The following is a 26,345-nucleotide window of genomic DNA, read 5'->3' on the forward strand; positions in this document are numbered from 1 at the left end:
GATACAAAAACTAAAGAAAATTGCGCTGATAATTCTATCCTTTATTCCTTACACTTCATCCTACTAATCCTACACTTCAGTCAACTTTAATTTATTAAAGCAGAAAACTACTCCACATTTGGTGCATAGAGCAACAATTATCAGCACCATGAAAAAGTTATTCATCATATTTATTTTAATCGCAAGTGTTCGGGCAGAGGCTCAAAACCTTATCTCGGGCTTTGTAACTTCAACTAAAGGAGACAGTCTGCCAGGCGTGAGTGTCTATATTAAAAATACATATGATGGTACTTCCACAAATGCAAATGGCTACTTCTCTTTTAAAACTTCGGCAAAAGGCAGTCAATTTTTAGTTGCACAATCAGTTGGTTATAAAAATCAAGAATTTCCTATTGAGTTGAATGGAGATCCAATCGAATTGGAAATTCAACTCAAAGAAGCGATCGATCAGTTAAATGCGGTAACTATTACAGCTGGAGCTATGGAAGCATCTGATGAAAACAAAGCCGTAGTGCTTAAACCACTGGATATTGTGACTACACCCAGCGCAATGGGGGATATTATTGGAGCTTTTCAAACCTTGCCTGGCACTTCTACAGTTGGCAATGATGGACGATTATTTGTCAGAGGAGGAGATGCCTCTGAAACGGCCATTTTTATTGATGGTCTACAAGTTGGAAATGCCTTTGGAACTACAGCTTCTAATGTACCTACTCGAACTCGATTTAGCCCAAATCTTTTCAAAGGTTCTTTTTTTAGTACGGGTGGCTATTCGGCTGAATACGGTCAAGCCCTTTCATCAGCTCTTGCATTAAACACTGTAGATATTCCGCTTCGTAGTCAAGGAGATATCAGCATTATGTCTTTGGGAGGTGGTTATACACAAACCTTGGTGGGTAAGAATAATAGTCTAACGGCCTCAGCTAATTATTTTGATCTTGCGCCTTATCAATCACTAATTAAGCAAAACTTTGATTGGGAACGCGCTCCATACGGTTGGGATGTTTCCCTTGCAGCTAATCAAAAAGTAGGGAATGGGGGAATATTAAAAGCCTATTTTCAAAAGGAATCTAATGGTTTGAAATTATGGCAACATAAGCCAGGTGATACTGGAAGAGGGAATCTAATTGGAATTAAAAATGATTATACCTACGCACAAAGTAACATCAAACTGATTGGGGAAAATAACTGGAGTTACACTGGTGGAATTTCTTATTCTGACAACATAGATCAATTTAATTTGGGTGGACAAAATATTCTCCAACAAAGTAGATTGGTTCATGCCAAGGGTGTGGCTATCAAAGATTTCTCAGATGCTATTTCTTTAAAATCAGGAATAGAAAGCACCTGGTCAATATTTGAAGAAACTCTGGTTGATGAAGGCTTGAGCAGGGATTTTCTAGATCAACGTTATAATGTATTTGTTGAGTCAGATTATTATTTGAGTAATCAATTGATTTTTCGTGGTGGATTAAGATCAGGCTACAGTGTTCTTAGTGATGAGTTTTGGGTGGATCCTAGAGCATCAGTTTCCTACAAATTTGAGCATGAAGGACAAATGTCATTTGCTTATGGCACTTTTAGCCAGCTTCCACTTGCGAAATTTAGGGTGATCAACAATAGCTTAGGAAATACAGAAGCCGAGCACTTCATTCTAAACTATTTTATTTCCAAAAATGGCAGGACATTTCGAGCTGAAGCTTTTCATAAATCTTATGACAACTTAATTACTTTTAATGGATCGGAATTAGCTCCTGAAGATGTCACACTTAGCGGAAATGGTTTTGCAAAAGGGATGGATTTCTTTTATCGAGATCGAAAATCCATTAAAGAAACGGATTTCTGGGTGACCTATAGTTTTGTGGATTCTAAAAGAAAATTTGATTCATTTGAAACTAAGGTACAGCCTGGTTTTGCTCCAAAGCATAATGCATCTATAGTAGCTAAGCATTTTGTATCAGCTTTACAATCACAGTTGGGAATGTCATTCAGTTTTAATGATGGATATGCTTATACCAATCCAAATTTAGCTGGAGAACAAAATGCCAAAACCAAAAGCTTTCAGGATTTGAGCTTAAGCTGGAGTTACTTACCAAAGCCTAACCTCATCATTCATTTTGCATGTAGCAATGTGTTGGGTCGAGATAATATTTTCGGCTATCAATATGCTCCTGAAAGCAATGATACAGGATTAGTTCCAGGAATGCCAGTTACACAAGGTGCACCCCGATTCTTATTTATGGGAATCTTCTTAACCCTTTCAAAGGACAAAACAGCAAATCAATTAAACAACTTATAAATCTAAAAATTATGAAATCGAGCATTTCAAAAAAGTCCTATAGAAAGATGATTTTCGTATGCGAGATTCCATATGGCAAAGTAAAAACTAAATAATAATCATATGAAAAAGTACATTTTAACAATCGCAATTACCTTTATTGGATTACTAAATTTAATGGCTAACGATTCTTCTTATGTAGAAGCCATGAAAACACAATTGCAACAATTTGATGAAGCCAAATCTCCTGAAGATTTTCAAAATGTAGCTAATGCTTTTGCCCGAATAGGGGAGATGAATACCAATGAATGGCTGCCTAAATATTATGCTGCATTTGCACTGACTAATGCTGGATTCAGGACTGAAGGAATTAAAGAAAAAGATGCTTTTTTTAAACAAGCTCAAGACCTAATTGATAAAGCAGTTGAAGAAAACGGAGAGAATTCTGAATTAGTGGCTATGAAAGGCTACGCTTTAATGGGTGAACTGGCAGCTGATCCTGCAAGCCGTGGGCAACAAATGTCGGGTTTGGTAATGAGCACTTTTGGAAAAGCACTTTCTTATGATTCTGAAAATCCTAGAGCTATGATTTTAATGGCGCAAATGGAGCAAGGAACAGCTAAGTTTTTTGGTACAGGTCCTGAAAAAGCTTGCGGAATGGCGAAAAAGAGCTTACAGCTTTTTGAACTAGAAGCCAGTTATGTCAATGAAAACCCTTTAGCGCCTAAATGGGGGAAAGATATGGCTGAAAAAATGACTCAGCAGTGTCAGTAATTGTTCATTACTAAAATTATTTAACTTTATTTATTAAGAGATCACAACAGAAATCCAAGTTCTAAAATGTACCTCATTAAATTTATGAGTAGTTTAGGACTTGGTATTTTACCTTGATTAATTAATCCAACTCAAATGCCTTATACAAAGCTCTTAAAACGAAAGTCTCTATATATCAAATTGGGAAAATTTATTTTGCTTAATTTGAGTATTGCGTTTGTGCTTATGGTTTTTTTCTGCCCAAAGTGTTTTTTAAGTCGGGATCTTTTGGTGCAGGTTATCCCTGACTTTGTCTTTTCTTTTTTTATGTCATCTGCCTTAAGCTTTGGAGGCTTTATGGTGGAGGATTATTTTGATAAGGGAATGAGCTGGGTGAAGTTTCCTGTAAAGCGTCTGTTATTAACTTTGCTTATCTACTTGTTTTACTCATTTGTGGTAAGTTACATTCTTTCTGTGATCGGTCGTTTATTTTTTGATTCGGAAGCAACTTTCAAAACAATTGACTGGCTACCAATGACAGAATACACTATTCTCCCTGTCGGTATTGCTTTAGTCCTGATTTCAGTTTTCACAGCAAGATCATGGCTTTATGAATGGCGAAATGCAGCAATAGAAGCTGAACAATTAAGAACTGAAAAGCTGGCAGGGCAATATCAATCTCTTAAAAATCAGCTCAACCCACATTTTTTATTTAACTCATTAAATGTATTGACCAATTTGGTTTATGAAAATGCGGATAAATCGGCATCATTTATTCAGCAGTTGTCTAAAATTTACCGCTATGTGTTGGATGTTCAACAGGAAGAACTTGTAAGTCTGGCAGATGAAATTGGCTTTGCACAAAACTACCTGAGTTTGCAAAAAATAAGGTTTGAAGAAAACCTAATTTATGATATCAAAACAGAGCATATTGATAATTTTTACTTGCCGCCACTTTCTTTACAGCTTTTACTGGAAAATGCTATCAAACATAATATTGTAAGTATGGAGCATCCTCTTAAAATCAAAATCCATCAAAAAAGAGATATTTTAGTAGTGAGTAATAATTTCCAACCAAAAAGTACGAATGAGATAGAAAGTAATGGCATCGGGTTAGAAAATATAAAAAGGCGATATGAGTTGATGAGTGATAAAATGCCTGAAATTTCTAAGACTGAAACTGAATTTAGCGTTACACTTCCTTTACTTATTTTAAAGAAATGAGAGTTCTAATTATAGAAGATGAAAGACCGGCAGCTGCCAGAATGAAACAGCTCATAGCTAAATATTTGCCTGAGGCTGATATTTTTGGTCATTTAGATAGTGTCTCCTCAGCTGTGAAATGGTTGCAAAATGAACCTAAACCAGATTTGATTTTTTGTGATATTGAATTAGCTGATGGTCAAAGTTTTGAAATATTTGAAAAGGTGGAAATCAAAAGTCCCATTATATTCACCACAGCATATGATCAGTTTGCCATCAAAGCATTTAAGCTAAATTCAATAGACTATCTCTTAAAACCAATCGATCCTGAAGAATTAGAAAAGGCAATTTTGAAATTCAAAAACCAGCAATTTCAACCACAATTGGATTTAAGTCAAATTCAACAATTACTGAAACCGCAAGAAGTTCATTATAAAAGCAGGTTTATGGTGAAGATAGGAGAGAAGATTCAGAGTATTCCAACTGATGAAGTGGCCTATTTTTTTAGTGCAGAAAGAACCACTTTTATGCAAACAAAAGAAGCTGGCAAAAGATATATTTTGGATTATACACTCGACCAAATTGAGGAGATGCTTGATCCGAAATCATTTTTTAGGTTAAATAGAAAGTATATAGCTTCTTTTGAGTCTATAGATCAAGTCCTGAGCTATTCCAACAGCCGCTTGAAAATCAAACTTAAAGATTGCGATGATAATGACATTCTTATCAGCCGGGAAAAAGTTGCCAAGTTTAAAGAATGGCTGGATGATTGATAGATTTAGCCAGCTTGCGAACCGCAAAAATATATAGTAGCCAAGGGCTACATTATTTTACCACAAAGCTCATGGAGATTTCACAAAGCTTCACAAAGGATTAATCCTGATTGAATAAGAAATACCCAATTGATTGTCCATGATATAGGTATAATAGTTAGTGCGAGCTTGTAACTCGTACTTTAATACTTTTCGCTATCTTTTTCATGCTACGAGCTAGGAAGCTCGCACCAACTAGGGGGATGATTGATGCATTTAAACAGCGTGGGGACCTCAAAGATATTTGGTAGCCAAAGGCTACAATTTTTTAACCACAAAGATTCTGTGTTGAAAACCAAATGATTTTTCATTAAATTTACAATTAGGAAAACAAATCAAGAGCGGACTTGATCCAGCTCGGTTAGGGCGGCCTCTCGGGGCTGCTCTAATAAAAATTTATCCTTGTAATATTCTGGATTATATCTTTCTTCTTTTTTCCATAGCGTATAAATTAGTATCAGCAATTTCCTTTGCACGGCCACATAACTTTTCATTTTAATTTTTTGTCTATCAAACAAGCGGTTATAAAAATTACTTAATGGCTCATCATGTTGGACTGCCGTTAATGCTGGGAAGTAGAGTGCTTTTCTAATATGTTTATTTCCTTTGTGGGAAATTCTAGCTTTGGTGTTAACCGATGTTCCAGATTGTTTGTTGTTGATGTCATAACCGGCATAACATACCAATTGACGGCTGTTTCTGATAAGGTTAAAGCCATTTGTTTCTGCTATTACAATGGTTGCTGTAATAAAGCCAACTCCTTTTAGGGAGCATATGTAATTAATTTTCTTTTTTAACCATGGGGTTTGATCGACTATGTCTTTCATTTGAGTTTCTATTTGGTCAATCAGCTTATCCAAGAACTTAATGTGTTGCTTGGCTCTTTTTAATGTAAACTTATCGACTTCTGCCATGTGTTCTTTGGCATGTTGTTGGTTCTTGGCCCTGGTTCTTTCATTGAGTAATTGCTCTCGTTCTCTGCTCAGACCTTTTAATTTCAATAAAGAGGCATCTGGTTTTGTCCAGTTGTCTATCTTTTTTAATAAACCAAATTCAGCGATGTGCCTTGCACTGATTTTATCGTCTATGCGCCTCACATCAGTGCTACGGCAATAATTAGCTACTTTGTTGGGCAGAACAACGGCAAGTTCAAAACCATTATCGTAAAGCGCGTAAGCCAATTGCTCATGATAAACACCTGTTGCTTCCATGACTACTTGAAGAGGAAGATCATTAAGTTGATGTCTTTTAACCCAATTCATCAATTTCTTAATATCCCTTTTGGTATTGGCAAACTGACCACTTGATACAATTTTTAATTCAAAATCCTCTTGGAGGGTAATCAAAACAACATCCAGAGCATCCATTGAAACATCGATTCCACAGCATTGTCTAAGTACTTTCATGGCTTTAAAGTTTAGTTCCACAATAGCAATAAGATACTCTTCTGGCTCCTGTCTCGTGTTAATACAAGATATTTCAATTGATGAAATTCTTTTGATTCTGGTTCGGAATTTAAAAAGAGTAAAAACAAAGTGAGGAATATCTTTGCGAGAACATAGCTCTTAGCTTGTTTGTTCACAAATACTGCTCTCACTTTGCCTAATTGCTTTATTAAAAATACTTATATTTTTAATAATTCTTGAACATACGAGATCATGAAGATTTCACTAAGCTTCACAAAGGAGTAATCTTGATTGAATTAGAAATATCTAATTGATTATTCAAATTTAGATATAATAGCTCCCACTAACTAAGCCTTAGCTGTTATTCCCTCAGTGAAACTTAGTGTAAAACTTAGCGCAACTTTGTGGTTAACCCTTCACAGCCTTCGGCTGTCCTTTTGTTTTCTCTTGAATTTTTTGCGGTTATTAAAAATTAGCTTTAGCTGTATTTTCCTCTGTGTTCTCAGTGTAAGTCTTAGCGCAACTCTGTGGTTAATCCCCCACAGCCTTTGGCTGTTATATAAATCTTCCATTACCGAATCATTAATTTATTTCTAAAAGTATTATCGCCCAAACTATTTTACTTACCTTTGCAACTTGATTAGTTATAGGTTTTTTGTAAATGTCTTAACTAATTGAATATCAGTTAATTTATTTATATTATTTAGATGTCAGAAATTAGAAATGTGGCGATTATTGCCCACGTTGACCACGGTAAAACTACTTTGGTTGACAAAATTATCTATGCTTGTCAAGAATTTCGTGAAGGAACGGAATCAGACGAATTAATTTTGGATAATAATGATCTGGAAAGAGAGCGTGGAATTACCATTTTGAGTAAAAACGTTTCCGTTACTTATAACGGTGTTAAAATTAATATTATTGATACTCCTGGTCACTCCGATTTTGGTGGTGAAGTGGAGCGAGTATTGAAGATGGCTGATGGTGTATTACTATTGGTAGATGCCTTTGAAGGACCAATGCCACAAACGCGTTTTGTATTAGGAAAAGCATTAGACTTAGGCTTAAAGCCAATAGTTGTAGTCAATAAAGTGGATAAGGAAAACTGTCGTCCTGATGAAGTGCACGAGCAAGTTTTCGATTTAATGTTCAACTTAGACGCTACTGAAGATCAGTTAGACTTTCAAACCATTTACGGTTCAAGTAAAAACGGTTGGATGAGCACTGATTGGAAAGAACAGACGGATAATGTTTTCCCACTTTTGGATGAAATCATTAAAACAATCCCTGCAGCACCTGTTAAAGAAGGGATACCGAAATTACAGATTGTATCTTTGGATTATTCATCTTTCGTAGGGCGAATTGCAATTGGAAGATTGTACCAAGGTACGTTGAAAGAAGGTATGCAAATTGGTCTTTGTAAAAAAGACGGTTCTGTTAAGAAAATGAGAATCAAAGAATTGCATACTTTCGAAGGCTTAGCTAGAAAAAGAGTGGAGGAAGTACATTCAGGAGATCTTTGTGCAATCATTGGTTTAGAGGGTTTTGATATTGGAGATACTGTAACTGATCCTGAAAATCCAGAGCCATTACCAAGAATTGCTATCGATGAGCCTACCATGAGTATGCTTTTCACTATCAACAACTCTCCATTCTTTGGTAAGGAAGGTAAATTTGTAACTTCTCGTCATTTGCGTGATCGTTTGATGAAAGAGACTGAGAAAAACTTGGCTTTGCGTGTAGAGTCTACAGATTCCGAAGACCGATTCTTGGTTTACGGCAGAGGTATTTTGCACTTATCTGTTTTGATTGAAACCATGAGAAGGGAAGGCTATGAATTGCAAGTAGGTCAGCCACAAGTACTATATAAAGAAATTGATGGCGTTCGTTGTGAGCCAATTGAGCATATGGTTATTGATGTGCCAGATGATGTTTCAGGTAAAGCCATTGAGTTAGTGACCCAAAGAAAAGGTGAATTGTTAGTAATGGAGCCGAGAGGTGATGTTCAGCATTTGGAATTTGAAATTCCTGCTCGAGGTATAATAGGACTAAGAAATAACATGATGACCGCCACAGCTGGAGAAGCTGTAATGAATCATCGATATAAAGAATATGCTCCATATAAGGGACATATTCCGGAAAGGAATAAAGGCTCATTAATTTCCATGGAGGAAGGAGCTTCTACAGCATTTGCGATCAATAGATTACAAGACAGAGGTGTATTCTTTGTTGAACCAGGTGATGTGATCTACAAAGGTCAGGTTATTGGACAACACTCTAGAGATAATGATCTGGATGTAAATATCAATAAGGGAAAGCAGTTAACCAATATGCGTAAATCAGGTAGTGATGATGCAGTGAGAATTGCTCCAAAAATCAATTTCTCATTAGAAGAAGCCATGGAATTTATTCAGAAAGATGAATATTTGGAAGTTACTCCAAAGAGCATCAGGATGCGTAAAATCTACCTTGATGAAAACGAGCGTAAAAGAATGTCGAAATAAAGACAAGTCTTGATATAAAACATATTATTAAAAGGGAAAAGCCGGTTAAAGCCGGCTTTTTTTGTTTAACACTATATTTCAAAAGCGTTTTAAATAGCTTAGCATTTGTAAGTGAAATATATTATCTATTTCTTTGAATATGACAGCAAAGAAAGTTTTAGCCAGCATTTTTCCATTACTATTTATTGGTTTTGGTGCTTTTTTTCTATTCAAAGCAAGTATCCCTCAAGTTTTCAAAGCTATAGAACAACAGTCTTTCGTTCAAGTTGAAGCAGAACTAATTGAAACTAATCTAGAATGGAGGCTCAACGATTCAGATAAATATATTTATGCGCTCTCCGCAATTTATGAATACGAATTTAATGATGTGCAATACTCCCATAAAAGGGAAGAAACGGATGTTAGGGATACCACTTATCATTATATGACCAAATCTAATAAGGAAGCCATACTGCAAGAATGGAAAGAGGAGGAAGCGAAAGCTTTTTATATTGATCCTTCGGAACCAGAAAAAATACAAAAACTTCAAGATATTGGGGCTGCATTTTGGGCTTTACTTATAGGCTTGCCAAGTTTATTTGTACTGGTTGGGATCCTTATGATTGTAGGGGTATTTAAGCATAAAAAAATAGATTATGCTAGTATTGCGGAGCCATGGCTATTTAAAACTAATTGGAAAAACAAACATATTTCTTGTAATACTATTGCAAGTAATCGTGGAATGATAATAGTAACTGTTTTTTGGAATCTATTTGCATTTACCATGTTCGGAATTATGGTAAATAAGTATGGTATTGATTCTACAGAATTATTATTAATAATTATTTTCCCAATTGTAGGATTGGGTCTATTATTAAGTACTTTTTCAAAAATTATAGATCTCACAAAAAATGGAACTGCATATCTAGAATTAGACCCTTTTCCTGGATCAATCGGAGGGCATTTTGGGGGAGTGATTTTTTTTAATAAGGTGCTTCCCAAAAATAGTATAGTTGAATTAAAATTAAACTGTATTAAAGTAACTATCTCTTCAGGGAGTAATAAAAATAGAAGAGAAACATTGCTGTGGCAAACTTCTGGCTTTGTTTATTTAAATAAGGATTCGAAGAGTGGGCAATTTAGGTTTGATATTCCGTCAGAGCTTAAGCCATCAGATTTAACCCGAAAAGGGATTCATTGGCATGTAGTAAGCACTATATCTTACGATAATGGTCATTTTGAAAGACAATTTGAAGTCCCTATGTATGAAACATCTAAGAAATCTTCAATATCGGTAGCTTCTGAAGAGCATCCGGAGGCAAAACGATTTGCTATTGATTTAATAAATGATGTCACAGAATTTACTGAAAAGGAATCTGGTTATACACTCAGATTTCCGAATTTCCGAATTTTAAAGACATTTTTGGTCTTTGGATCTTTCTTAGGCGGAGGATTGCTAGCATTGGTCTATTTTAATTTACAAGACCAGTTTCTACCTTTCCTATTCAATATTGGATTTGGTTTCATAGGAGCCATATTCTTCAGTATTGCTATTTTTGAAGGCTTTTATACGCTTAAAGTAGATTTGGAACCTGAGAAAATTAAAGTATGCCACAAATGGTTAGGTATTCCATTTAAAATAAAATCAATTTTAAAGGATGAGATGGCTGAATTTAAAATAGGACCTTATCTTAATTCAGATACGAATAGTGGAAAGCATACTGCTTATCATAAAGTTAGTTTAATTTGTAATGAAAGGAAGACGGCCGTAGCTATAAGGCTTAAAAATAGAGCCACTGCGGAGCAGATGAAAGATTTCTTTGATCAATACTATAATTTATAATGGAAGAATATATAGAAATTAGTTTATTGATGGCTTAAAGAACCTTAAAACCATAATAATAGATTCCCATTACGCTAAATATTTATACTACTTAATTATCTATGTAAAATCAAGTAGGTGTATTAATCTTACTGATTAATAAAATGTAAATTCCATAATCTTCATGTTGAAGTCACTATTTAAGGTTATATTAGTATATTGTTAAACAAATTAAAGCACCTTATTGATTTGAAACATAACTGACATGGCGGAAATAAAAACCAAAAAGAACGATAAAGATGTTTATGATTTCATTGATTCATATGCGAATACTGAGCAAAAGAAACAAGATAGTTATGAACTTGTAAAGCTGATGCAGAAAGTTTCTGGACAAGAACCCAAAATGTGGGGAGACTCTATCATAGGATTCGGGCAGTACCATTATAAGTCTGAAAGAAGTAGCCAAGAAGGTGATTGGCCACTGATTGGTTTTTCGCCTCGAAAAACTGCCATTTCGCTTTATGTTTATAGCGGTTGTTCAGGTCAGGAAGAACTACTTAAAGACCTGGGGAAATTCAAAATGGGAGCAGCTTGTATTTACGTTAAAAAGCTTTCTGATATAAATCAAGAACCACTCAAGAAATTAATGAAGTCAACCATTAAATTTCTAAAAGCAAAACACGGATAATCAAAGCAAGAACATTATGGACAAGGCTGCACAAACCATGATTGACAATCTGCATAAAAACACAAGGAAAACGCTAGAGCAGTGGATTGAGATCGTAAAAGCGCAAAATTTTGCAAAGCATGGCGAAATTATGAAATTCCTTAAAGAAGAACACGGGCATTCACATGGATTCGCTAATCTGATTGCACATAAAGCTAAAGGCTCTGATGCTGGCTCTGCAGAAAACCAAGAGGACTTGATTACAAAACAATATCAAGGGAAAGAGCATTTAAAGCCAATTTATGATAAGCTCATTTCGGAAATTAAAGGCTTTGGTGATGATATAGAAATAGCCCCAAAAAATGCTTATGTGAGTTTAAGACGCAAGAAACAGTTTGCGCTTTTGAACCCTGCGACCAAAACAAGATTTGAAATTGGTATTAACCTAAAAGGACAGGAAGCAAAAGGAAGATTGGAAGCTGAAAAACCCAATGCAATGTGTTCGCACAAAATCAAACTTACAGACCTTAATGATATTGACCATGAAGTTAAGGATTGGCTAAAAAGGGCTTATGAAAGTGCAGGTTAAAGAGAAAATTGAGTAGTAATCTCATAAATAACATATAAAATGGGCAAAAAAGGAGCAATGCCAAACTTCAATACAATGGATGATTATATCGCCCATCAGCCAAAAGAAGTTCAAGATGTTTTGCAAGCTTTAAGAAGCATAATCAAAGAGGCAGTACCCGGTGCTGTTGAGGTTTTGAATTATAAAATCCCAGCTTTTTCTTTAGTTAGTGGAGGGAAAAGAGACCAGCAGATTATGATGGCTGGATATGCTAAATTTGTAGGATTTTATCCTTTTCCAACTACCATGGAAGCATTCTCTGAAGAATTAAAGGAATATAAACAAGGAAAAGGTTCAGTTCAATTTCCACTGGATCAACCATTACCCAAAGACTTGATTATTCGAATGGTAAAGTTTAGGAGAGAAGAAATTATGAAAGGAAAGCTTTAGACTTTGAAGAATCCTCAGTTAGCGTTTTTTTATATGAAATCAACATTAAAAATTAATCTTCGAATTTTACACCAACCGAAGATGAATTTTTATTCAAAGATTCCATGTGACAACTTTGATTCAATAATATACACATGAAATTTGAATACCAAATTCTTACCACCTATACCCAAATTTGATACCTACCAGATTCCAAGATAAAAACTCAAGCTGAAATGGAGCCACTTCAAAAGAAAAGTTGAATTGATTGTCTCCCACAAATTGAATTCCTATTGGGAAATAAGGCAAAAAATCCACCGCAACTGCAGGAAATAAGGAACGAGCAACTGCCGCCCCCATGTAAGGTGTCCATTTTTTGTCGGAACCGCCCCAAAGGTGAACTTTCATCCCAATATGAACTCCTATAAAACCAATACCTGCTTCTGCATTTAAATGAGGGGTGAGGAAACGGTCGTAGGAAATGGACCCTATGGCATTAGGGCCAATGCCATATAAACTGATGCCAGAAGAATATTTTAGTCTAGGGTTTTGGTCTTGACTCTCAGTTTGTTGGGCTTGGATTCTCTGAGTAGAAAATACAATCAACATTATGAACGAAAGTTTAAGAATTTGCTTCATTTCTTTATGAAATCTTACTGAAGATAGCATTATATGCTCAGGAAAACAATGTGAAATACCTCTTTACCCTTTTGCCAAAAAAGTATTTGACAGCACTAAAGAAATTCAAGATGTGAAGAGTTGAGAAATTACTTAACACTTAGTTTCGAATTCAGTACAAACTTTTCGACTAAAAGTATAATTTATGGGATGGAGGTAAAATTTATTCTTTTATATTTAGGTTATTAGTTCAAAGTAAATTAAAATTGATAAAGTAATTTTCACTGTGGTAATCATTATGATTTTAATACTTTATATGTGAATACGTCTAAATTTAGAGATTAGTGCTCAAATATTGTTTTTCATACTGAAAAAGCTGAACGCACAGTAAAAGAGTGCTATAGCACACATTGCTTTTTGCCAACACTAGGTCGGAATTTTCAATAACAATTCAGTATATTTGACAACTATTCATAAAACACTTTTTGTAAAATGAATTCATTTAACGAAAAAACACCCATTCTATGAAAAGGGGAGAACTTACTTTTACGACAAGTTGTAGTTTAATTAGAAATTGGCAGTGTTCTTTAGTAAAGTGGCATGGTTAAAGAAGACTATTAAGAGAACAAAAGGTTACCCTGTCTAGATATTTTTTAGTTGGTGAAAAAGACTTATTAACTTTTAGTTAAGAGATGAAAATTTAATTCAGTCAAAGATGATAAGTTTGCTGACTTAGCTTTAAAGAAGGCCAATGAAGTATTTAATAAACAAAGCATGACAACAAAAGCAAAACCATTTCTAAAGTGGGCAGGTGGTAAAACTCAATTAATTCAAGAAATACAAACTAGTTTGCCTATTCAAATAAAATCTGAAAAGTTCACCTACATTGAGCCTTTTGTAGGTAGCGGTGCCATTCTGTTTTGGATGATTAATGAATTTCCAAACATAGAAAGAGCCGTTATCAATGATGTAAACTCTGATTTAATTAATACATACAGAACAATAGCTAGCAAACCGAATGAATTGATTTCAATTTTAGAAACTCTTCAAAATGAGTATCATTCTCTTGTAAATGACCAAGACAAAAAGAAAGAATACTATTATGAAAAGAGAAAACTATTTAACAAAAGAGAAATAGAACAAAGCGGTCAAGCAGCTTTGTTTATTTTTCTCAATAGAACTTGTTTTAATGGGCTTTATCGCGTTAACAGAAAGAATGAATATAACGTTCCAATGGGGAGTTATAAACAACCAACTATCTGTAATGCAGAGAACCTGCTTTCAGTTCACAATGCTTTGCAAAAAGTTGAAATCCTTTGTGGAGATTTTGAAGAAACTATAAACCATACTAGCTCCAATAGTTTCTTCTACTTTGACCCTCCATATAAACCATTAAGTGAAACTTCAAGCTTTAACTCATATGCTAAAGATGAATTCAATGATTTAGAGCAAATAAGGCTTAGAAACTTTTGCCAAAAACTTGAAGAACTCGACCATAATTGGATGCTTAGTAATTCTGACGTAAAAGGGAAAAACCCTGATGATAATTTCTTTGATGATTTAAATGCTAATTTTTTCATTGAAAGAGTTGAGGCTAAAAGAAGTATAAATGTTAGCCTTTCAATTTTTTATTTGGGGGTTACTTTATCGGGTTGGGTCATCCGTTCCAAGTCCTCGCTCCTCTGCGGGCTTTCCACTACTTTCCCTAACGCAGCCTAGCACAAACCATGAATTTATCTTTTAATCTAAGAATAGCCGAAGGTTATAAAAGCAATTCACAAATAGCTCGAGTATTAACTGAGAATTGGGTGCTTTGTAATTCATATTGTCCAAATTGTGGAACTATTCCACTCACTGATTTTGATAACAATAAACCCGTTGCTGATTTCTACTGCCAGTCATGTACAGAAGAGTTTGAACTAAAAAGCAAAGGTGGAAAGCTAACCAATAAGATTACAGACGGTGCTTATTCTACAATGATTGAAAGGATTAATTCTGTAAATAACCCAAATTTTTTCTTTCTTACTTACTCTGAAAAATGGACAGTTGAAAATTTCTTAATTATTCCGAAGCAATTTTTTACTGAAGAAATAATTATTAAAAGACCTCCATTGGCTCCAACCGCTAAAAGAGCAGGATGGGTTGGATGTTGTATTGATATATCTAAAGTTGCTGAAACTGGTAAAGTGTTTTTAGTGAAGAACTCGACTATTATCGATAGAGATATCGTTAGTCAGTCGTTTAAGAAAACTTTGTTTCTTAGGCAACAATCAAAAGAATCAAAAGGTTGGATTATAGATGTTATGAAGTGCGTTGACGAAATAAGAACTGATGAATTTGAACTTGACGAAGTATATAGTTTTGAGAAACGATTAAAACTGAAATACCCAAACAACAATTTCATAAAAGATAAAATAAGACAACAGCTTCAGGTTCTTAGAGATAAAGGTATTATAGAATTTGTTGGTCGTGGTAAATACAAAAAGATAAAATATGAATACATTTGAAGTACAAATCAAGGAATTCTTATCTAAGGTGATTGAAGTTGAAGCTAACTCTATTGAAGAAGCCATTTCAAAAGCTAGAGAAAAGTATGAAAAAGAAGAAATTGTTTTAGGTAGTGAAGATTTTATTACAACTGAAATTGAAGAACATAAAGATGAAAGACCCTAGAGAAATCTTGAGTAAAAAACTAACAGAAAATGGCATTTCATTAAATATTGCAAACATTATTGCACTTGATGCGGGAAGCTCACAAGTCAGTGTTGATAAAGCCTATCTAAAAAAATATAATTTCTCAGAAAGTCAATTAAAAACCGTTATTCAATTAGTATCTAACTTTTATTCAGGAATTCAATTGGAGTAATTTTTTCAAGAGATACAATGAAACTCTTAAATGAGTTTGATCATAAGTTTGATATGGTTTATGCTGATCCTCCTTATTTTCTTTCAAACAATGGACTATCTATTCAAAATGGACAAATCGTAAGCGTTAATAAGGGCAAATGGGATAAGTCTCATGGTTATGATTTCATCAACGACTTTAATCGCCAATGGCTTTCTTTAGTCCGCAGCAAAATGAAAGATGATGCTACAATATGGATAAGTGGTACCATGCATAATATTTTCTCAGTTGGTCAAATTCTGACAGAACTTGATTTTAAAATATTAAACGTCATAACATGGGAAAAGACGAACCCCCCACCAAATTTTTCTTGCCGTTACTTCACTCATTCGACTGAGCAAATAATTTGGGCTAGAAAAAAGGAGAAAGTACCACATTTCTACAATTATGATCTTATGAAGTAATTAAATGGCAACAAACAAATGAAAGATGTTTGGAAACTACCCGCAATTGCAAAATGGGAGAAGTCATGCGGAAAACATCCAACTCAGAAACCCCTTTCTGTTTTAACTAGACTTATTTTGGCTTCTACGAAACCTAATGCTTGGATATTGGATCCCTTTGCAGGTAGCTCAACCACGGGAATAGCAGCGAATCTTTCAAATAGAAGATATCTGGGAATTGAACAGGAAGAAGAGTTTTTAGAGATAAGTAAGAATCGTAAAATAGAGATTGAAAACAGACTTATTGCAGCAAAGTATAGACAAAAATTAGCAGGCTTTAATAATCAAGGAGAATTAGATTTGTTTCTTGCAGAAGAGCCGTTAGTTGAATATGGTAATGAATTGAAATTATGAAAAAGTCGAACAATCAACTCGGACAAATTAAATCTTCGTTACTACAGTCACTAAGAGCTTTCATACTAGTATACAGAGTTAAAAAAACATGAAAGCAACCATTGTCTTTAGGTAATAAAGGGGGAAATACTGATGTGAAATTAGTTACATTAAAAAATCAGGTTTTAAACCGAACGTAAAGTGCATTGAAATCCCGTGCTATACATATCTAAACTGTTATTCATCAAAACAGCCCATGAAAAACCCCCACAAACTCCACTTACTCCCCAGCCCTCTGGGCGAGTATTTTTGATATTTTTTTACCACTACCCAACAAAATTAAATCTGCTTTATAAAACCTTTTAAACCATCAAATAAGCTCATTTTGAGAGGCATAAGAAATAGCTTCGCTTATGTTGCTAACCTCTAATTTTTCGAATAATTTTCTTCTATGAAACTTAACGGTATCGGAAGAAATAAATAGTTTTTCGGAAATCTCATTGATACTATAGCCTCTAATTGAATAGCGTATAATTTCCTTTTCACTATCTGATAAGGCTATTTTTTCTATTCTCTTCCAGCAACAGCTACTTAAATCATATTTATAAGTTTCATTAAATCTATTCCGCTGTATTATATTATTGCCATATTTCTGTTCTGTTGACAAGGAGACTAAACCAATCGCTTTCCATATTTTACCTTCTTCTGTTAAAAATATGGGCGTTAACTTTTGATTGATCAGAATCAATTTCGCTTCATTATTAGTCAAATGGAAATCATAAGAAATAGAGTAGTCTTTCCTGTCTTCCAAGGGAAGGGTTTCATAAAAATCAAAACCAACCGTATTTATTTTTAATAGCAATTCTAAATCATCTGCTGGCACATATTTGAAATAAAACTCATAGTCCATTTCACAAACTTCTTCGGCAGTATGACCGCATTAACACGGTTATATTTTGTTTAATAGAGGATTATGTGAATAGGAAAGAGGATAGGGGGAGGGCTTTAATGGATTGATAATTTCTTTTTATATTTAGCAATTAGTTTATCGGCAAGAAAATCTGTTTACTCATAATTTTTTCAAGGTAAATTGTCAGTGAAAGAGAAATAGTAACATATTAGTTCACAATAGATTTGTTAATGCACATAAAGTATAATGCACCAAAATAGCGGCATAGAAATATATCAAAGCCCAGATGGACAAACTCAGTTAGAAGTTACATTTGACCAAGATACTGTTTGGTTAAATCAAGAGCAATTAAGTAATTTGTTTGACCGGGATAGAACAGTTATCGGTCGACACATAAGGAATGTTTTTACTGAAGGGGAATTAGAGGAAGGCTTGGTATGTGCAGATTTTGCACATACCACTCAACATGGTGCTATTAAAGGAAAAACGCAGAAAAAGACAACAAAATTTTACAATTTAGATGTTATAATATCAGTTGGTTATCGTATTAAATCTCTCCGCGGAACTCAATTCAGACAATGGGCTAGCCAACGTTTGAAAGATTATTTGATAAAAGGGTATAGCATTAATCAGCAGCGACTTGAACAAACAAATCAAGAAATTCAGATTTTAAAATCTGGAATCCAAATTTTAGGTAGGGCAATTGAAGATAAAGCTCATGAAAAGGGATTAGAATGGTTAACCCAGTTTGCTATGGGATTAACCTTATTAGACGATTATGACCATGAGAGATTAGACTCAAAAGGTTTATCCAAAGGACAAGTAAAATATCCGGAGAAAGAAAGCTACCAAAAGTTAATAAACCAAATGAAATCAGAATTTAGGTCAGGTATCTTTGGGTTTGAAAAGGATAAAGGATTTGAAAGTGCAATTTCCCAAATAACAAAAGGATTCGGAGAGAATGATTTTTATCCGAGTGTTGAAGAAAAGGCTGCAACACTATTGTATTTGATAATTAAAAACCATGCATTCACTGATGGAAACAAAAGAATTGCAGCAGCCTGTTTTTTATTGTTTTTAAAAGAAAACAAAATGTTGACTAATAGTGATGGGTCAACAATAATCAGCAATGAAGCATTGGCAAGTTTAACTTTGTTTGTGGCCGCAAGTAAAGCGGATGAAATGGCAGTTGTAAAGAATTTGGTGATCAGCATATTGAATAGAAATAAGAAATAATATGTTGCTATAACATCTAAGTAACTATGCGTGAAAACTAATTTTACTTAGTATCCAGTATTTTGCACAACATTTTTGTTAAAAAAAATAGGGACTTCTATCCAATGCATGTATTACTTTTTTGGTGCACGCTTCTTTGTAATTAAGCCTATATCCTGCAATTTCCTGCCAAGTATATCATCTTTTGCTAATTCCAAAAAATCATTCTCAAGCCTAAGTACCTTTAGCACATTCAAGTAATTGCCAATGCTGACAGATGGTAGTCCTTTCTCTATTGAAATAAGTGTATTTCTGCCAATTCCTGCACGTTCCGCAACCATTTCGCCACTTAATTTGCGTCTTAAGCGGGCAAGCTTTATTTGTTCTCCTACTGTCTCTAGTATTTGACGAGTTTTGGGAAGCAATATAGCACTCTTCTTTTTCATAATGTTTAATATATAGTGCAAATATACTGATTAATGTTTATTATATTAAACCTTATAATAGAAAATTAATTTTGGCTTTTTGGAGTCTTATCGTTTTTATATTCTTTAACAGGGTTTTATATTGTTTGATAGAGGATTATGTCATTAAGAAAGAAGCTAGGAGGAGTTAGAATTGCATTAAAAAACCGTATTGAACCATCAAATAAGCTCATTTTGAGATGCATAGGAAATAGCTTCACTTATGTTACTCACCTCCAGTTTTTCAAATAATTTTCGTCTATGAAACTTAACGGTATCGGAAGAAATAAATAGTTTTTCTGAAATCTCATTTATGCTATATCCTCTAATTGAAAATCGTAGTATTTCTTTTTCTCTATCCGATAACTCTATTTTTTCTATTCTCCTCCAGCAGCAACTACTTAAATCATATTTATAAGTTTCATTATATCTATTCCGCTGTATTATAATATTGCCATAGTTCTGTTCTGTAGACAAGGAGACTAAACAAATCGCTTTCCATATTTTACCTTCTTCCGTTAAAAATATGGGCGTTAACTTTTGATTTATCAGAATCAATTTCCCTTCATTATTAGTCAAATGGAAATCATAAGATATAGAGTAGTCTTTCCTGTCTTCTAAAGGAAGGGTTTCATAAAAATCAAAACCAACGGTATTTATTTTTAATAGCAGTTCTAAATCATCTGATGGAACATATTTGAAATAAAACTCATAGCCCATTTCACAAACCTCTTCGGCAGTATGACCGCTTAAAAAAAGCGGATTATCGCTAACATATTCAAATCCCTTTTTTTGGTAGTCTATAATATAAATACTTTGGTTCGTAGCTCTTGAGAAAGCTTTCACAACTTCGAGATAATCGCCAGCATTTTGTACATCTGCAGCTGTCACATCTCTTACGGTATTTCTATTCGAAAAAAAGGAATCCTTATTATCCATTAATCTTTGGTGATACTTTTTTTAAAGGCTCTACCACGAATTTAATGGTTATTCTACTATTTATCATAGGGATGCCTACGGAATTGTTTCTTTAGTTTCAAGTATTCGCAGTCTTATAGACTGAACTTCAAAGAAGATGAAAAAAATTTTCCTTTGCGAAAACTTTGCGCCATTGCGGCTCCCGACTAAAGTGCGGGACAGGTTTTGCGAGACATTTTAAGCGTCTTTAGACGCCTGCGGTCAATCTTGTTATATAGTAGACAAAAGAAAAAGAAGTTCATTAAAAGTGCCATTAATTAAGTTAAGGATGAATCTGTTACTATTTATCGGTTGTTTTTTTCTTTCAGTGATCTATTTCTTCACTAAAATAACAGTAGAACCTTTTTAAATAATAGTATAGAACTACACTCTAGTGTAGCATTTAAATGATTTTATGGTAATAGTTTTAAAACAGACAAAACAAAACCTTAATATGAAATCTAATATTATCAAAAAAATTCTGTTTGCCCTTACCTTATTAATTCTTTCTGTATTTTCAAATGGACAATACGCTGTCTTTTTTGCTATTTGGATTTTTACAGCCCTACTGCTTTTTGCAGTGCGGAAATTACCAAGATGGAAAGGTTTTTTAATAGCCTTTTTGGTTATAGGAATAGGGTATTATATAGGTATGGATGTTGCACCATTTTTACCAATTTCTTCGGTAATCATTATCACTATAATTTTTAGTCTGGTAGCCTCTTTACCCTATTTAATTGATTCATTCTTTTCGAAACATCGAAGCGCTTTTATCAGTACCCTTATTTTTCCCACAACTGCAGTTTTAATAGAATATGCCTATCATTATGTTGACCCTTTTGGTACTTGGTGGCACTTTGCCTATACCCAAGAATCACAAACTGTTCTCCTTCAATCTGTTTCTGTTTTGGGGATGGGGTATATTACGTTTTTGATTACCTGGTTTGCCTCTGTTAGCAATTGGGTTTATGAACAAAGAAATAAATGGAGTAATGTAAAGAAAGGAGTGCTTATTTATGGTCTCGTTTTGGGTTTAACCTTAATTTATGGTGCTTATCGTGTGCAATTTCAAAAACCCAATTCCGAAACTATTCGCATTGCATCTATTTCTGCATTAGATAGCCTTAAGAATGGAATTGATCTTCAAGGATTAAATGACAAAGAAAGGGCAAATGATGTTAAAATTGAAACTAGAAGAAATACATCGAAATTAAATCAATATTTATTTGATAGAAGTATTGCAGAAGCAAAAGCTGGAGCTAAAATAGTTTTTTGGGCAGAAACAAATGGAATAATATTAAAAGAGGACGAAAATGAATTATACAGACAAGCAAGTCAAATTGCTTCTCAACAAGATATTTATTTAGGTTTGGGTATAGCCGTAGTAGACCCTACAAATAGCAAATACCTTGAAAATAAATTTGTTTTATTTGACAAAAATGGAAGCAAAGTTATTGATTATTGGAAAGGTATTTCAGTACCCGGTGCCGAAGCTCCAATTAGCAATAATACAGCTACTGGAATCCAAAAAATAGAAACTCAGTATGGAACGATAGCAGGAGTGATTTGCTTCGATTTAGATTTCCCCAATTATTTAAAAGGGCCAAAGGAACTGATATTCTGTTGGCGCCAAGTAATGATTATAAAGAAATTGACCAATTACATACTAATATGGCTAAGTTTAGAGCCTTAGAACAAGGATTCAATTTGGTAAGGCAAGCCAGCTTAGGCCATTCCATAGGGGCAGATTATACAGGAAATGTAATAAGTGAAATGAACCACTTTACGGATAATAGTAAAGTACTGGTAACTCAACTACCCACAAAAGGAAGGAAGACTATATATTCTATCATTGGAGATAGTTTTATTGTTTTCTGTTTGCTCTCGCTTATTATGGTCATAATAGTAATTAGAAAGAAAAAAGCCGAAAAATTAATAGTTAGCTCAAATAAATAACGGTATGGTAAAATCAAAAACACTTTGTTCAATAGGCCTATTTTTTTTCGTTTTGAGTTATGTGCTTTTTTCTCAAATATCCTTGAATGCTCAAAAGCATATCGATTTAGCTCATTGGTTTAATTTGATTGGGGCAGTATTACTATTTTCATTTAATGATGTATTTCCAAAAAATAGAATTAATTCCGTTGCATCAGTAATAACTTCATTAGGTGTTATTGGGCACATTGGACTTTGCACTATTGACTTTATTATGTGGAGTTTTGGAACTGAGGATATTGGAAGAAACCTGTTAAGAGAGCAAATAAGTAATACTCCATCAATTTTGTATCCTTTTGTTATTGTTGGGCCATCTTTACTCTTTTTAGGTCTAGCAACTCACGCCTTGAAATTTATAAAAACACACCCCATAAGTTCGCTTATGGTAATAATAGGCGCACCCTTTATTGGCCTTTCCTATTTTATCTGGAATAATGGGGATTTAATGTTAATCAGTTGCGTAGTTTTTGCGACAGGACTTGCATTACTTCTATTCAGAAAAGAGACAAAAAACATTGCACAATTAAACAATGCTTAAATCTGTGACGAAAGATTCTCTTTTGACTTATCTATTTAGTTATGAAGCTTCCACATGGCTAAACATATTTTTTGGCTTTTGGAGTCTTATCGTTTTCATATTTTTCAATACGGTTTTATATTGTTTGATGGAGGATTTTGTGAAGAAGAAGGAAGAGCAAGGAAATTCTAATAACTAATTTATCTTACTTTTAGTGTTAAAATCGCATTTAAATCAAAATAGCTAATGAACCTCACTATCATTGGCTATTTTTAATATCTAATCTCCAATTTTATAGAGGTCTGAAGTCCTAATAGATACTTTTGTTGTCTGATATTAGAGTTTTTTATACCTTCGTATTTTTAAAAATTCAAAAATAATACATATCTAGTACGTTCAGGTTTAGGAATCGTGTCTATTTTAATTTAAAGCTACTTTTTAAAGACTAATCAACTCCATGGAAAAAAAGAAAAAATTTAAACTTACAGGGCTCAAAGTACGACTTTTTGCATCGCTTATGGTGATCACCGTATTGGGGCTTCTTTTAAAAACCCCTATTCTTTACCCATTAGAACTTATATTCAATAGAACTACAGAATATACCAGCACCAATTATTCCTATAAACCTGGCCAATCAGGTTATACATTTGATTTTTATATACTCAATGACGATCATTTATTTGTTCATCTTTCGACTGGATTAGTGATGATCTTGGTGTTTTTATTTTATGTTGGTTTGTTTTCAGGTATATCTGCATTTTTGTTAGTCACACGCCAAAAACTAAAAGCAGCAAAAAGAGATATTATTATAACAATAATTATTGCTGCAGCTCTATTTGGTCTTCCACAGCTTATCTCTTGGGATACACTTTTGGGAATCAATGACAGAGGTGATTACATGGTTAAAGACCGTGTTTTCACTCCAAATAATGGGACATGGGAAATTGGCAATCAAAAGCTAAAAGGTGTTTCGATTGAAAACAATAGAACCAATTCTTCCGACACAAGCGTGTTGAAAATTACAAAATTAAAGGATGGACAAAGCACTCCTCTATTTTCTGAAAAAGTCACCGCAAATGGTGCAGTAATTGTAACAGAAATGTATGGCGATACACTTTGGGTTTTTGGCAATAGAGGACAATACATCAAGGCCTATAATACTGCTACTGAAGAAATACTTTTTCAAAATAAGGATGAGTTGTTAAAAATGTATAATGTAGCTTCATCGGGTAGAGTTGAGTCTTTTAGAGGGCCTCATGCTAATTTTAGGGAGAATTGTGTTTTCCTTACCACCAATGAAGGTAAAGAATTATACTTATTGCTGGATCGTGGTATTATTACAGAAAATAAACCGGCCGCAACCCATAATCATCCGAAATTTTACTTGAGAAATCAAAATAGGCATAGAAGTAAAGTAGTGGCTTATAAAAGAACGGACCTTCCCAAATTTTGGGAAGACAAAGTCTTTTTGGAAGCTGAGATTTTGAAATATACAGATGAGGTCATCATTATTCGTTCCAAACCCAATATTAGTGAGGGAACAAGGCATTCGATCACTGCTTATTCAATTAAGGATGCGGAAGAGCTTTGGAAGGTAAACGAGGAGGAAATTTCCTTTTTAGAAAAAATTTATGGAAAAGTCCGTATAAAAATTCATCAGACTTCTTCTAATACCATGCTCAACTTTTATGATACCTTTACCTTAAAAGGAACTTTACATGTGGATGCTAAAGGTAAAATAACGGGTGAGGATGGTACTTTAGATATTTTCAATATGTAGTCTGCGATTACAGAAGAAGTTAGAAAAAATGATATATCATCCAGAAATAGTATTTAATGCTTTCTGGATGATTATGAAAAGAGCTATGGCTAATTTTTTAGGCTTTAAGAGGGTAATCATTTTTATCCTTTTTCATCTTAATTTGAATACATCAGTTTTACCACTAATCCTTCAAAATTACTAGTATTCTCATTTGTACTAGTTCATATTAATCCTTTCTGTTAGTTTTAGGTATTAGCAAAACATAATTTAAAGGAATATGAACTATATAAAATCAATATTACTTCTAAGCTTAATTTGTATTGGCTTCAACACACAAGCTCAAAACAGGAAAATAGCGGTTGATACTACAGTGGTGACGAATCACACCACCACCATCAAAGGACAAAAAGTCTCCTATTCTGCCACTACTGGCACCCAACCCGTATGGAATGAAAAGGGTGAACCAGATGCTGCGCTTTTTTATACATATTATAAAAGAACAGATGTGACCGATCAAAACCGTCCATTATTGATTTCCTTTAATGGTGGGCCAGGTTCGGCTTCAGTATGGATGCATGTGGCTTATACGGGACCTAAAATTTTAAATATTGATGAAGAAGGTTATCCAGTACAGCCCTATGGCTTTCACGAAAATCCACATTCTATTTTGGACGTAGCCGATATTGTATTTGTAAACCCTGTTAATACTGGTTATTCTCGGACTATTCCAGAAAGTGGAAAAGAGGTGAATAGAGAGAAATTTTTTGGCGTAAATGCTGATGTCAAATACTTAGCTGAGTGGCTTAATACATTTGTGACTCGTCATGAAAGATGGACTTCACCAAAATATTTGATAGGAGAAAGCTATGGAGGAACCAGAGTTTCTGGTTTAGCTTTGGCTTTGCAAGAGCAACAATGGATGTATCTGAATGGCGTGATATTAGTTTCTCCTGCCGATTATAAGGCCATAAATTCTGATAGTCCGATTTCAACGGCAGTAAATTTCCCTTATTTTACTGCGGCAGCATGGTACCATGGCGTTTTGCCAGAAGATTTGCAATCTAAAGACCTATTGGATATTCTACCTGAATCAGAAGAATTTGCAATTAAAAGCTTAATGCCAGCTTTAGCTAAAGGTGGCTTCCTTTCTGATAAACAAAAGCAATCCATTGCCGAAAAGATGTCTTATTTCTCAGGCTTATCCGAAGAGTCTATTTTACAGCATAATTTGGATGTTCCTACTAGCTTTTTTTGGAAAGAGTTGTTACGTGACGAAACAGGAAACACTATTGGTCGCTTAGATTCTCGCTATCTGGGTATTGATAGAACCGAAGCAGGAGTTTCTCCCGACTACAGTGCTGAGCTTACTTCCTGGTTGCATTCTTTCACTCCTGCCATTAATTCCTACATTCGGGAAGAATTAAAATTTAAGACCGATATCAAATACAATATGTTTGGTTCTGTTTATCCATGGGATTTTGAGAATAATACTACGCGGGATGATCTTAGAAAAGCTATGGCAGAAAATCCTTATTTGAATGTGATGTTTCAAACGGGTTACTATGATGGGGCTACTACCTATTTCAATTCAAAATATACGATGTGGCAATTGGATCCAAGTGGTAAAATGAAAGATCGATTAAGTTTCAAAGGCTATCGCAGTGGTCATATGATGTACTTGCGCAAAGCAGATTTAAAAACAGCAAATGATGATTTGAGGGAATTTATTCAGAATACTTTGCCGAATGGTAAAGCAGCAAAGTATTGAAAGCTTAATAATTTAGTAAAGTCACAGAAAAAATAAA

The 26,345-nt window shown here is 34.1% G+C and carries 24 protein-coding genes and 1 pseudogene; 20 read left to right on the plus strand and 5 right to left on the minus strand.

Features of this window, described 5'->3' with window-relative positions:
- The first annotated feature begins 148 nt into the window (after window positions 1-148).
- From ABWH96_RS07195 to ABWH96_RS07210, 4 genes are all read left to right on the plus strand, one after another.
- Window positions 149-2,299: a carboxypeptidase-like regulatory domain-containing protein gene (locus ABWH96_RS07195; protein ID WP_375580796.1), complete on the plus strand. Its 2,151-nt coding sequence runs from the start codon at window positions 149-151 to the stop codon at window positions 2,297-2,299.
- Window positions 2,300-2,401: 102 nt separating this feature from the next.
- Window positions 2,402-3,052: a hypothetical protein gene (locus ABWH96_RS07200; RefSeq protein WP_375580797.1), complete on the plus strand. Its 651-nt coding sequence runs from the start codon at window positions 2,402-2,404 to the stop codon at window positions 3,050-3,052.
- 306 nt (window positions 3,053-3,358) lie between these two features.
- Window positions 3,359-4,255, plus strand: a complete 897-nt coding sequence (locus ABWH96_RS07205) for a sensor histidine kinase (protein ID WP_375580798.1) — start codon at window positions 3,359-3,361, stop codon at window positions 4,253-4,255.
- Complete coding sequence (locus ABWH96_RS07210; RefSeq protein WP_375580799.1) at window positions 4,252-5,007, plus strand: LytR/AlgR family response regulator transcription factor; 756 nt, start codon at window positions 4,252-4,254, stop codon at window positions 5,005-5,007. The genes ABWH96_RS07205 and ABWH96_RS07210 overlap by 4 nt, the downstream gene beginning before the upstream one ends.
- Before the next feature lie 374 nt (window positions 5,008-5,381).
- Here ABWH96_RS07210 and ABWH96_RS07215 read toward each other — a convergent pair whose 3' ends face one another.
- Window positions 5,382-6,452, minus strand: a complete 1,071-nt coding sequence (locus ABWH96_RS07215) for an IS110 family transposase (protein ID WP_375580261.1) — start codon at window positions 6,450-6,452, stop codon at window positions 5,382-5,384.
- Window positions 6,453-7,159: 707 nt separating this feature from the next.
- Between ABWH96_RS07215 and typA the strand changes: the two genes are divergently transcribed.
- From typA to ABWH96_RS07240, 5 genes are all read left to right on the plus strand, one after another.
- Window positions 7,160-8,956: a translational GTPase TypA gene (gene typA / locus ABWH96_RS07220; protein WP_375580800.1), complete on the plus strand. Its 1,797-nt coding sequence runs from the start codon at window positions 7,160-7,162 to the stop codon at window positions 8,954-8,956.
- Window positions 8,957-9,095: 139 nt separating this feature from the next.
- Window positions 9,096-10,778 (plus strand): hypothetical protein, encoded by a 1,683-nt coding sequence (locus tag ABWH96_RS07225; RefSeq protein WP_375580801.1) that lies wholly within the window; start codon window positions 9,096-9,098, stop codon window positions 10,776-10,778.
- Between the two features lie 244 nt (window positions 10,779-11,022).
- Window positions 11,023-11,445, plus strand: a complete 423-nt coding sequence (locus ABWH96_RS07230) for a DUF1801 domain-containing protein (protein WP_375580802.1) — start codon at window positions 11,023-11,025, stop codon at window positions 11,443-11,445.
- A gap of 16 nt (window positions 11,446-11,461) precedes the next feature.
- Entirely contained in the window at window positions 11,462-12,013 is a 552-nt protein-coding gene (locus ABWH96_RS07235; RefSeq protein ID WP_375580803.1) for a DUF4287 domain-containing protein, read from the plus strand.
- A 39-nt stretch (window positions 12,014-12,052) separates the two neighbouring features.
- Window positions 12,053-12,442 (plus strand): iron chaperone, encoded by a 390-nt coding sequence (locus tag ABWH96_RS07240; RefSeq protein ID WP_375580804.1) that lies wholly within the window; start codon window positions 12,053-12,055, stop codon window positions 12,440-12,442.
- Between the two features lie 156 nt (window positions 12,443-12,598).
- Here the strand turns inward: ABWH96_RS07240 and ABWH96_RS07245 are convergent, their stop codons facing one another.
- Window positions 12,599-13,030: a hypothetical protein gene (locus ABWH96_RS07245; protein WP_375580805.1), complete on the minus strand. Its 432-nt coding sequence runs from the start codon at window positions 13,028-13,030 to the stop codon at window positions 12,599-12,601.
- Window positions 13,031-13,813: 783 nt separating this feature from the next.
- Here ABWH96_RS07245 and ABWH96_RS07250 point away from each other — a divergent pair.
- From ABWH96_RS07250 to ABWH96_RS07270, 5 genes and pseudogenes are all read left to right on the plus strand, one after another.
- Window positions 13,814-14,758, plus strand: a complete 945-nt coding sequence (locus tag ABWH96_RS07250) for a DNA adenine methylase (RefSeq protein WP_375580806.1) — start codon at window positions 13,814-13,816, stop codon at window positions 14,756-14,758.
- Between the two features lie 8 nt (window positions 14,759-14,766).
- Window positions 14,767-15,546: a DpnI domain-containing protein gene (locus ABWH96_RS07255; RefSeq protein ID WP_375580807.1), complete on the plus strand. Its 780-nt coding sequence runs from the start codon at window positions 14,767-14,769 to the stop codon at window positions 15,544-15,546.
- Window positions 15,533-15,712 (plus strand): DpnD/PcfM family protein, encoded by a 180-nt coding sequence (locus ABWH96_RS07260; RefSeq protein ID WP_375580808.1) that lies wholly within the window; start codon window positions 15,533-15,535, stop codon window positions 15,710-15,712. The genes ABWH96_RS07255 and ABWH96_RS07260 overlap by 14 nt, the downstream gene beginning before the upstream one ends.
- Window positions 15,699-15,905 carry a hypothetical protein gene (locus ABWH96_RS07265; RefSeq protein WP_375580809.1) on the plus strand — a complete coding sequence of 69 codons (207 nt, stop codon included), beginning with the start codon at window positions 15,699-15,701 and terminating at the stop codon, window positions 15,903-15,905. The genes ABWH96_RS07260 and ABWH96_RS07265 overlap by 14 nt, the downstream gene beginning before the upstream one ends.
- 53 nt (window positions 15,906-15,958) lie before the next feature.
- Window positions 15,959-16,741, plus strand: a pseudogene (locus ABWH96_RS07270) (DNA-methyltransferase).
- A gap of 349 nt (window positions 16,742-17,090) precedes the next feature.
- Here the strand turns inward: ABWH96_RS07270 and ABWH96_RS07275 are convergent.
- A complete protein-coding gene (locus ABWH96_RS07275) occupies window positions 17,091-17,630 on the minus strand; it encodes a response regulator transcription factor (RefSeq protein ID WP_375580810.1) in 540 nt (179 codons plus the stop codon).
- Window positions 17,631-17,876: 246 nt separating this feature from the next.
- On the opposite strand from ABWH96_RS07275, the gene rhuM reads away from it, so the two are divergent.
- Window positions 17,877-18,866 carry a RhuM family protein gene (gene rhuM, locus ABWH96_RS07280; protein WP_375580811.1) on the plus strand — a complete coding sequence of 330 codons (990 nt, stop codon included), beginning with the start codon at window positions 17,877-17,879 and terminating at the stop codon, window positions 18,864-18,866.
- Between the two features lie 113 nt (window positions 18,867-18,979).
- On the opposite strand, the gene ABWH96_RS07285 is transcribed toward rhuM, so the two are convergent.
- Window positions 18,980-19,291, minus strand: a complete 312-nt coding sequence (locus ABWH96_RS07285) for a helix-turn-helix domain-containing protein (protein WP_375580812.1) — start codon at window positions 19,289-19,291, stop codon at window positions 18,980-18,982.
- 198 nt (window positions 19,292-19,489) lie between these two features.
- A complete protein-coding gene (locus ABWH96_RS07290) occupies window positions 19,490-20,248 on the minus strand; it encodes a response regulator transcription factor (protein ID WP_375580813.1) in 759 nt (252 codons plus the stop codon).
- Between the two features lie 472 nt (window positions 20,249-20,720).
- Between ABWH96_RS07290 and ABWH96_RS07295 the strand changes: the two genes are divergently transcribed.
- From ABWH96_RS07295 to ABWH96_RS07315, 5 genes are all read left to right on the plus strand, one after another.
- Window positions 20,721-21,959: a hypothetical protein gene (locus tag ABWH96_RS07295; protein WP_375580814.1), complete on the plus strand. Its 1,239-nt coding sequence runs from the start codon at window positions 20,721-20,723 to the stop codon at window positions 21,957-21,959.
- Window positions 21,938-22,222 carry a hypothetical protein gene (locus ABWH96_RS07300; protein WP_375580815.1) on the plus strand — a complete coding sequence of 95 codons (285 nt, stop codon included), beginning with the start codon at window positions 21,938-21,940 and terminating at the stop codon, window positions 22,220-22,222. The genes ABWH96_RS07295 and ABWH96_RS07300 overlap by 22 nt, the downstream gene beginning before the upstream one ends.
- 4 nt (window positions 22,223-22,226) lie before the next feature.
- Window positions 22,227-22,799: a hypothetical protein gene (locus tag ABWH96_RS07305; protein WP_375580816.1), complete on the plus strand. Its 573-nt coding sequence runs from the start codon at window positions 22,227-22,229 to the stop codon at window positions 22,797-22,799.
- Between the two features lie 436 nt (window positions 22,800-23,235).
- Window positions 23,236-24,558: a hypothetical protein gene (locus ABWH96_RS07310; protein WP_375580817.1), complete on the plus strand. Its 1,323-nt coding sequence runs from the start codon at window positions 23,236-23,238 to the stop codon at window positions 24,556-24,558.
- A gap of 259 nt (window positions 24,559-24,817) precedes the next feature.
- A complete protein-coding gene (locus tag ABWH96_RS07315; protein ID WP_375580818.1) occupies window positions 24,818-26,308 on the plus strand; it encodes a S10 family peptidase in 1,491 nt (496 codons plus the stop codon).
- Window positions 26,309-26,345 lie beyond the last annotated feature (37 nt).

Source organism: Marivirga tractuosa (assembly GCF_042140215.1).
GTDB lineage: Bacteria > Bacteroidota > Bacteroidia > Cytophagales > Cyclobacteriaceae > Marivirga > Marivirga tractuosa_A.

Coding starts and splice junctions, on each gene's coding strand:
- ABWH96_RS07195 (WP_375580796.1), top strand. CDS start 149: ATGAAAAAGTTATTCATCATATTTATTTTAATCGCAAGTGTTCGGGCA.
- ABWH96_RS07200 (WP_375580797.1), top strand. CDS start 2,402: ATGAAAAAGTACATTTTAACAATCGCAATTACCTTTATTGGATTACTA.
- ABWH96_RS07205 (WP_375580798.1), top strand. CDS start 3,359: ATGTCATCTGCCTTAAGCTTTGGAGGCTTTATGGTGGAGGATTATTTT.
- ABWH96_RS07210 (WP_375580799.1), top strand. CDS start 4,252: ATGAGAGTTCTAATTATAGAAGATGAAAGACCGGCAGCTGCCAGAATG.
- ABWH96_RS07215 (WP_375580261.1), bottom strand. CDS start 6,452: ATGAAAGTACTTAGACAATGCTGTGGAATCGATGTTTCAATGGATGCT.
- typA (WP_375580800.1), top strand. CDS start 7,160: ATGTCAGAAATTAGAAATGTGGCGATTATTGCCCACGTTGACCACGGT.
- ABWH96_RS07225 (WP_375580801.1), top strand. CDS start 9,096: ATGACAGCAAAGAAAGTTTTAGCCAGCATTTTTCCATTACTATTTATT.
- ABWH96_RS07230 (WP_375580802.1), top strand. CDS start 11,023: ATGGCGGAAATAAAAACCAAAAAGAACGATAAAGATGTTTATGATTTC.
- ABWH96_RS07235 (WP_375580803.1), top strand. CDS start 11,462: ATGGACAAGGCTGCACAAACCATGATTGACAATCTGCATAAAAACACA.
- ABWH96_RS07240 (WP_375580804.1), top strand. CDS start 12,053: ATGGGCAAAAAAGGAGCAATGCCAAACTTCAATACAATGGATGATTAT.
- ABWH96_RS07245 (WP_375580805.1), bottom strand. CDS start 13,030: ATGTTGATTGTATTTTCTACTCAGAGAATCCAAGCCCAACAAACTGAG.
- ABWH96_RS07250 (WP_375580806.1), top strand. CDS start 13,814: ATGACAACAAAAGCAAAACCATTTCTAAAGTGGGCAGGTGGTAAAACT.
- ABWH96_RS07255 (WP_375580807.1), top strand. CDS start 14,767: ATGAATTTATCTTTTAATCTAAGAATAGCCGAAGGTTATAAAAGCAAT.
- ABWH96_RS07260 (WP_375580808.1), top strand. CDS start 15,533: ATGAATACATTTGAAGTACAAATCAAGGAATTCTTATCTAAGGTGATT.
- ABWH96_RS07265 (WP_375580809.1), top strand. CDS start 15,699: ATGAAAGACCCTAGAGAAATCTTGAGTAAAAAACTAACAGAAAATGGC.
- ABWH96_RS07275 (WP_375580810.1), bottom strand. CDS start 17,630: ATGGACTATGAGTTTTATTTCAAATATGTGCCAGCAGATGATTTAGAA.
- rhuM (WP_375580811.1), top strand. CDS start 17,877: ATGCACCAAAATAGCGGCATAGAAATATATCAAAGCCCAGATGGACAA.
- ABWH96_RS07285 (WP_375580812.1), bottom strand. CDS start 19,291: ATGAAAAAGAAGAGTGCTATATTGCTTCCCAAAACTCGTCAAATACTA.
- ABWH96_RS07290 (WP_375580813.1), bottom strand. CDS start 20,248: ATGGATAATAAGGATTCCTTTTTTTCGAATAGAAATACCGTAAGAGAT.
- ABWH96_RS07295 (WP_375580814.1), top strand. CDS start 20,721: ATGAAATCTAATATTATCAAAAAAATTCTGTTTGCCCTTACCTTATTA.
- ABWH96_RS07300 (WP_375580815.1), top strand. CDS start 21,938: ATGGCTAAGTTTAGAGCCTTAGAACAAGGATTCAATTTGGTAAGGCAA.
- ABWH96_RS07305 (WP_375580816.1), top strand. CDS start 22,227: ATGGTAAAATCAAAAACACTTTGTTCAATAGGCCTATTTTTTTTCGTT.
- ABWH96_RS07310 (WP_375580817.1), top strand. CDS start 23,236: ATGGAAAAAAAGAAAAAATTTAAACTTACAGGGCTCAAAGTACGACTT.
- ABWH96_RS07315 (WP_375580818.1), top strand. CDS start 24,818: ATGAACTATATAAAATCAATATTACTTCTAAGCTTAATTTGTATTGGC.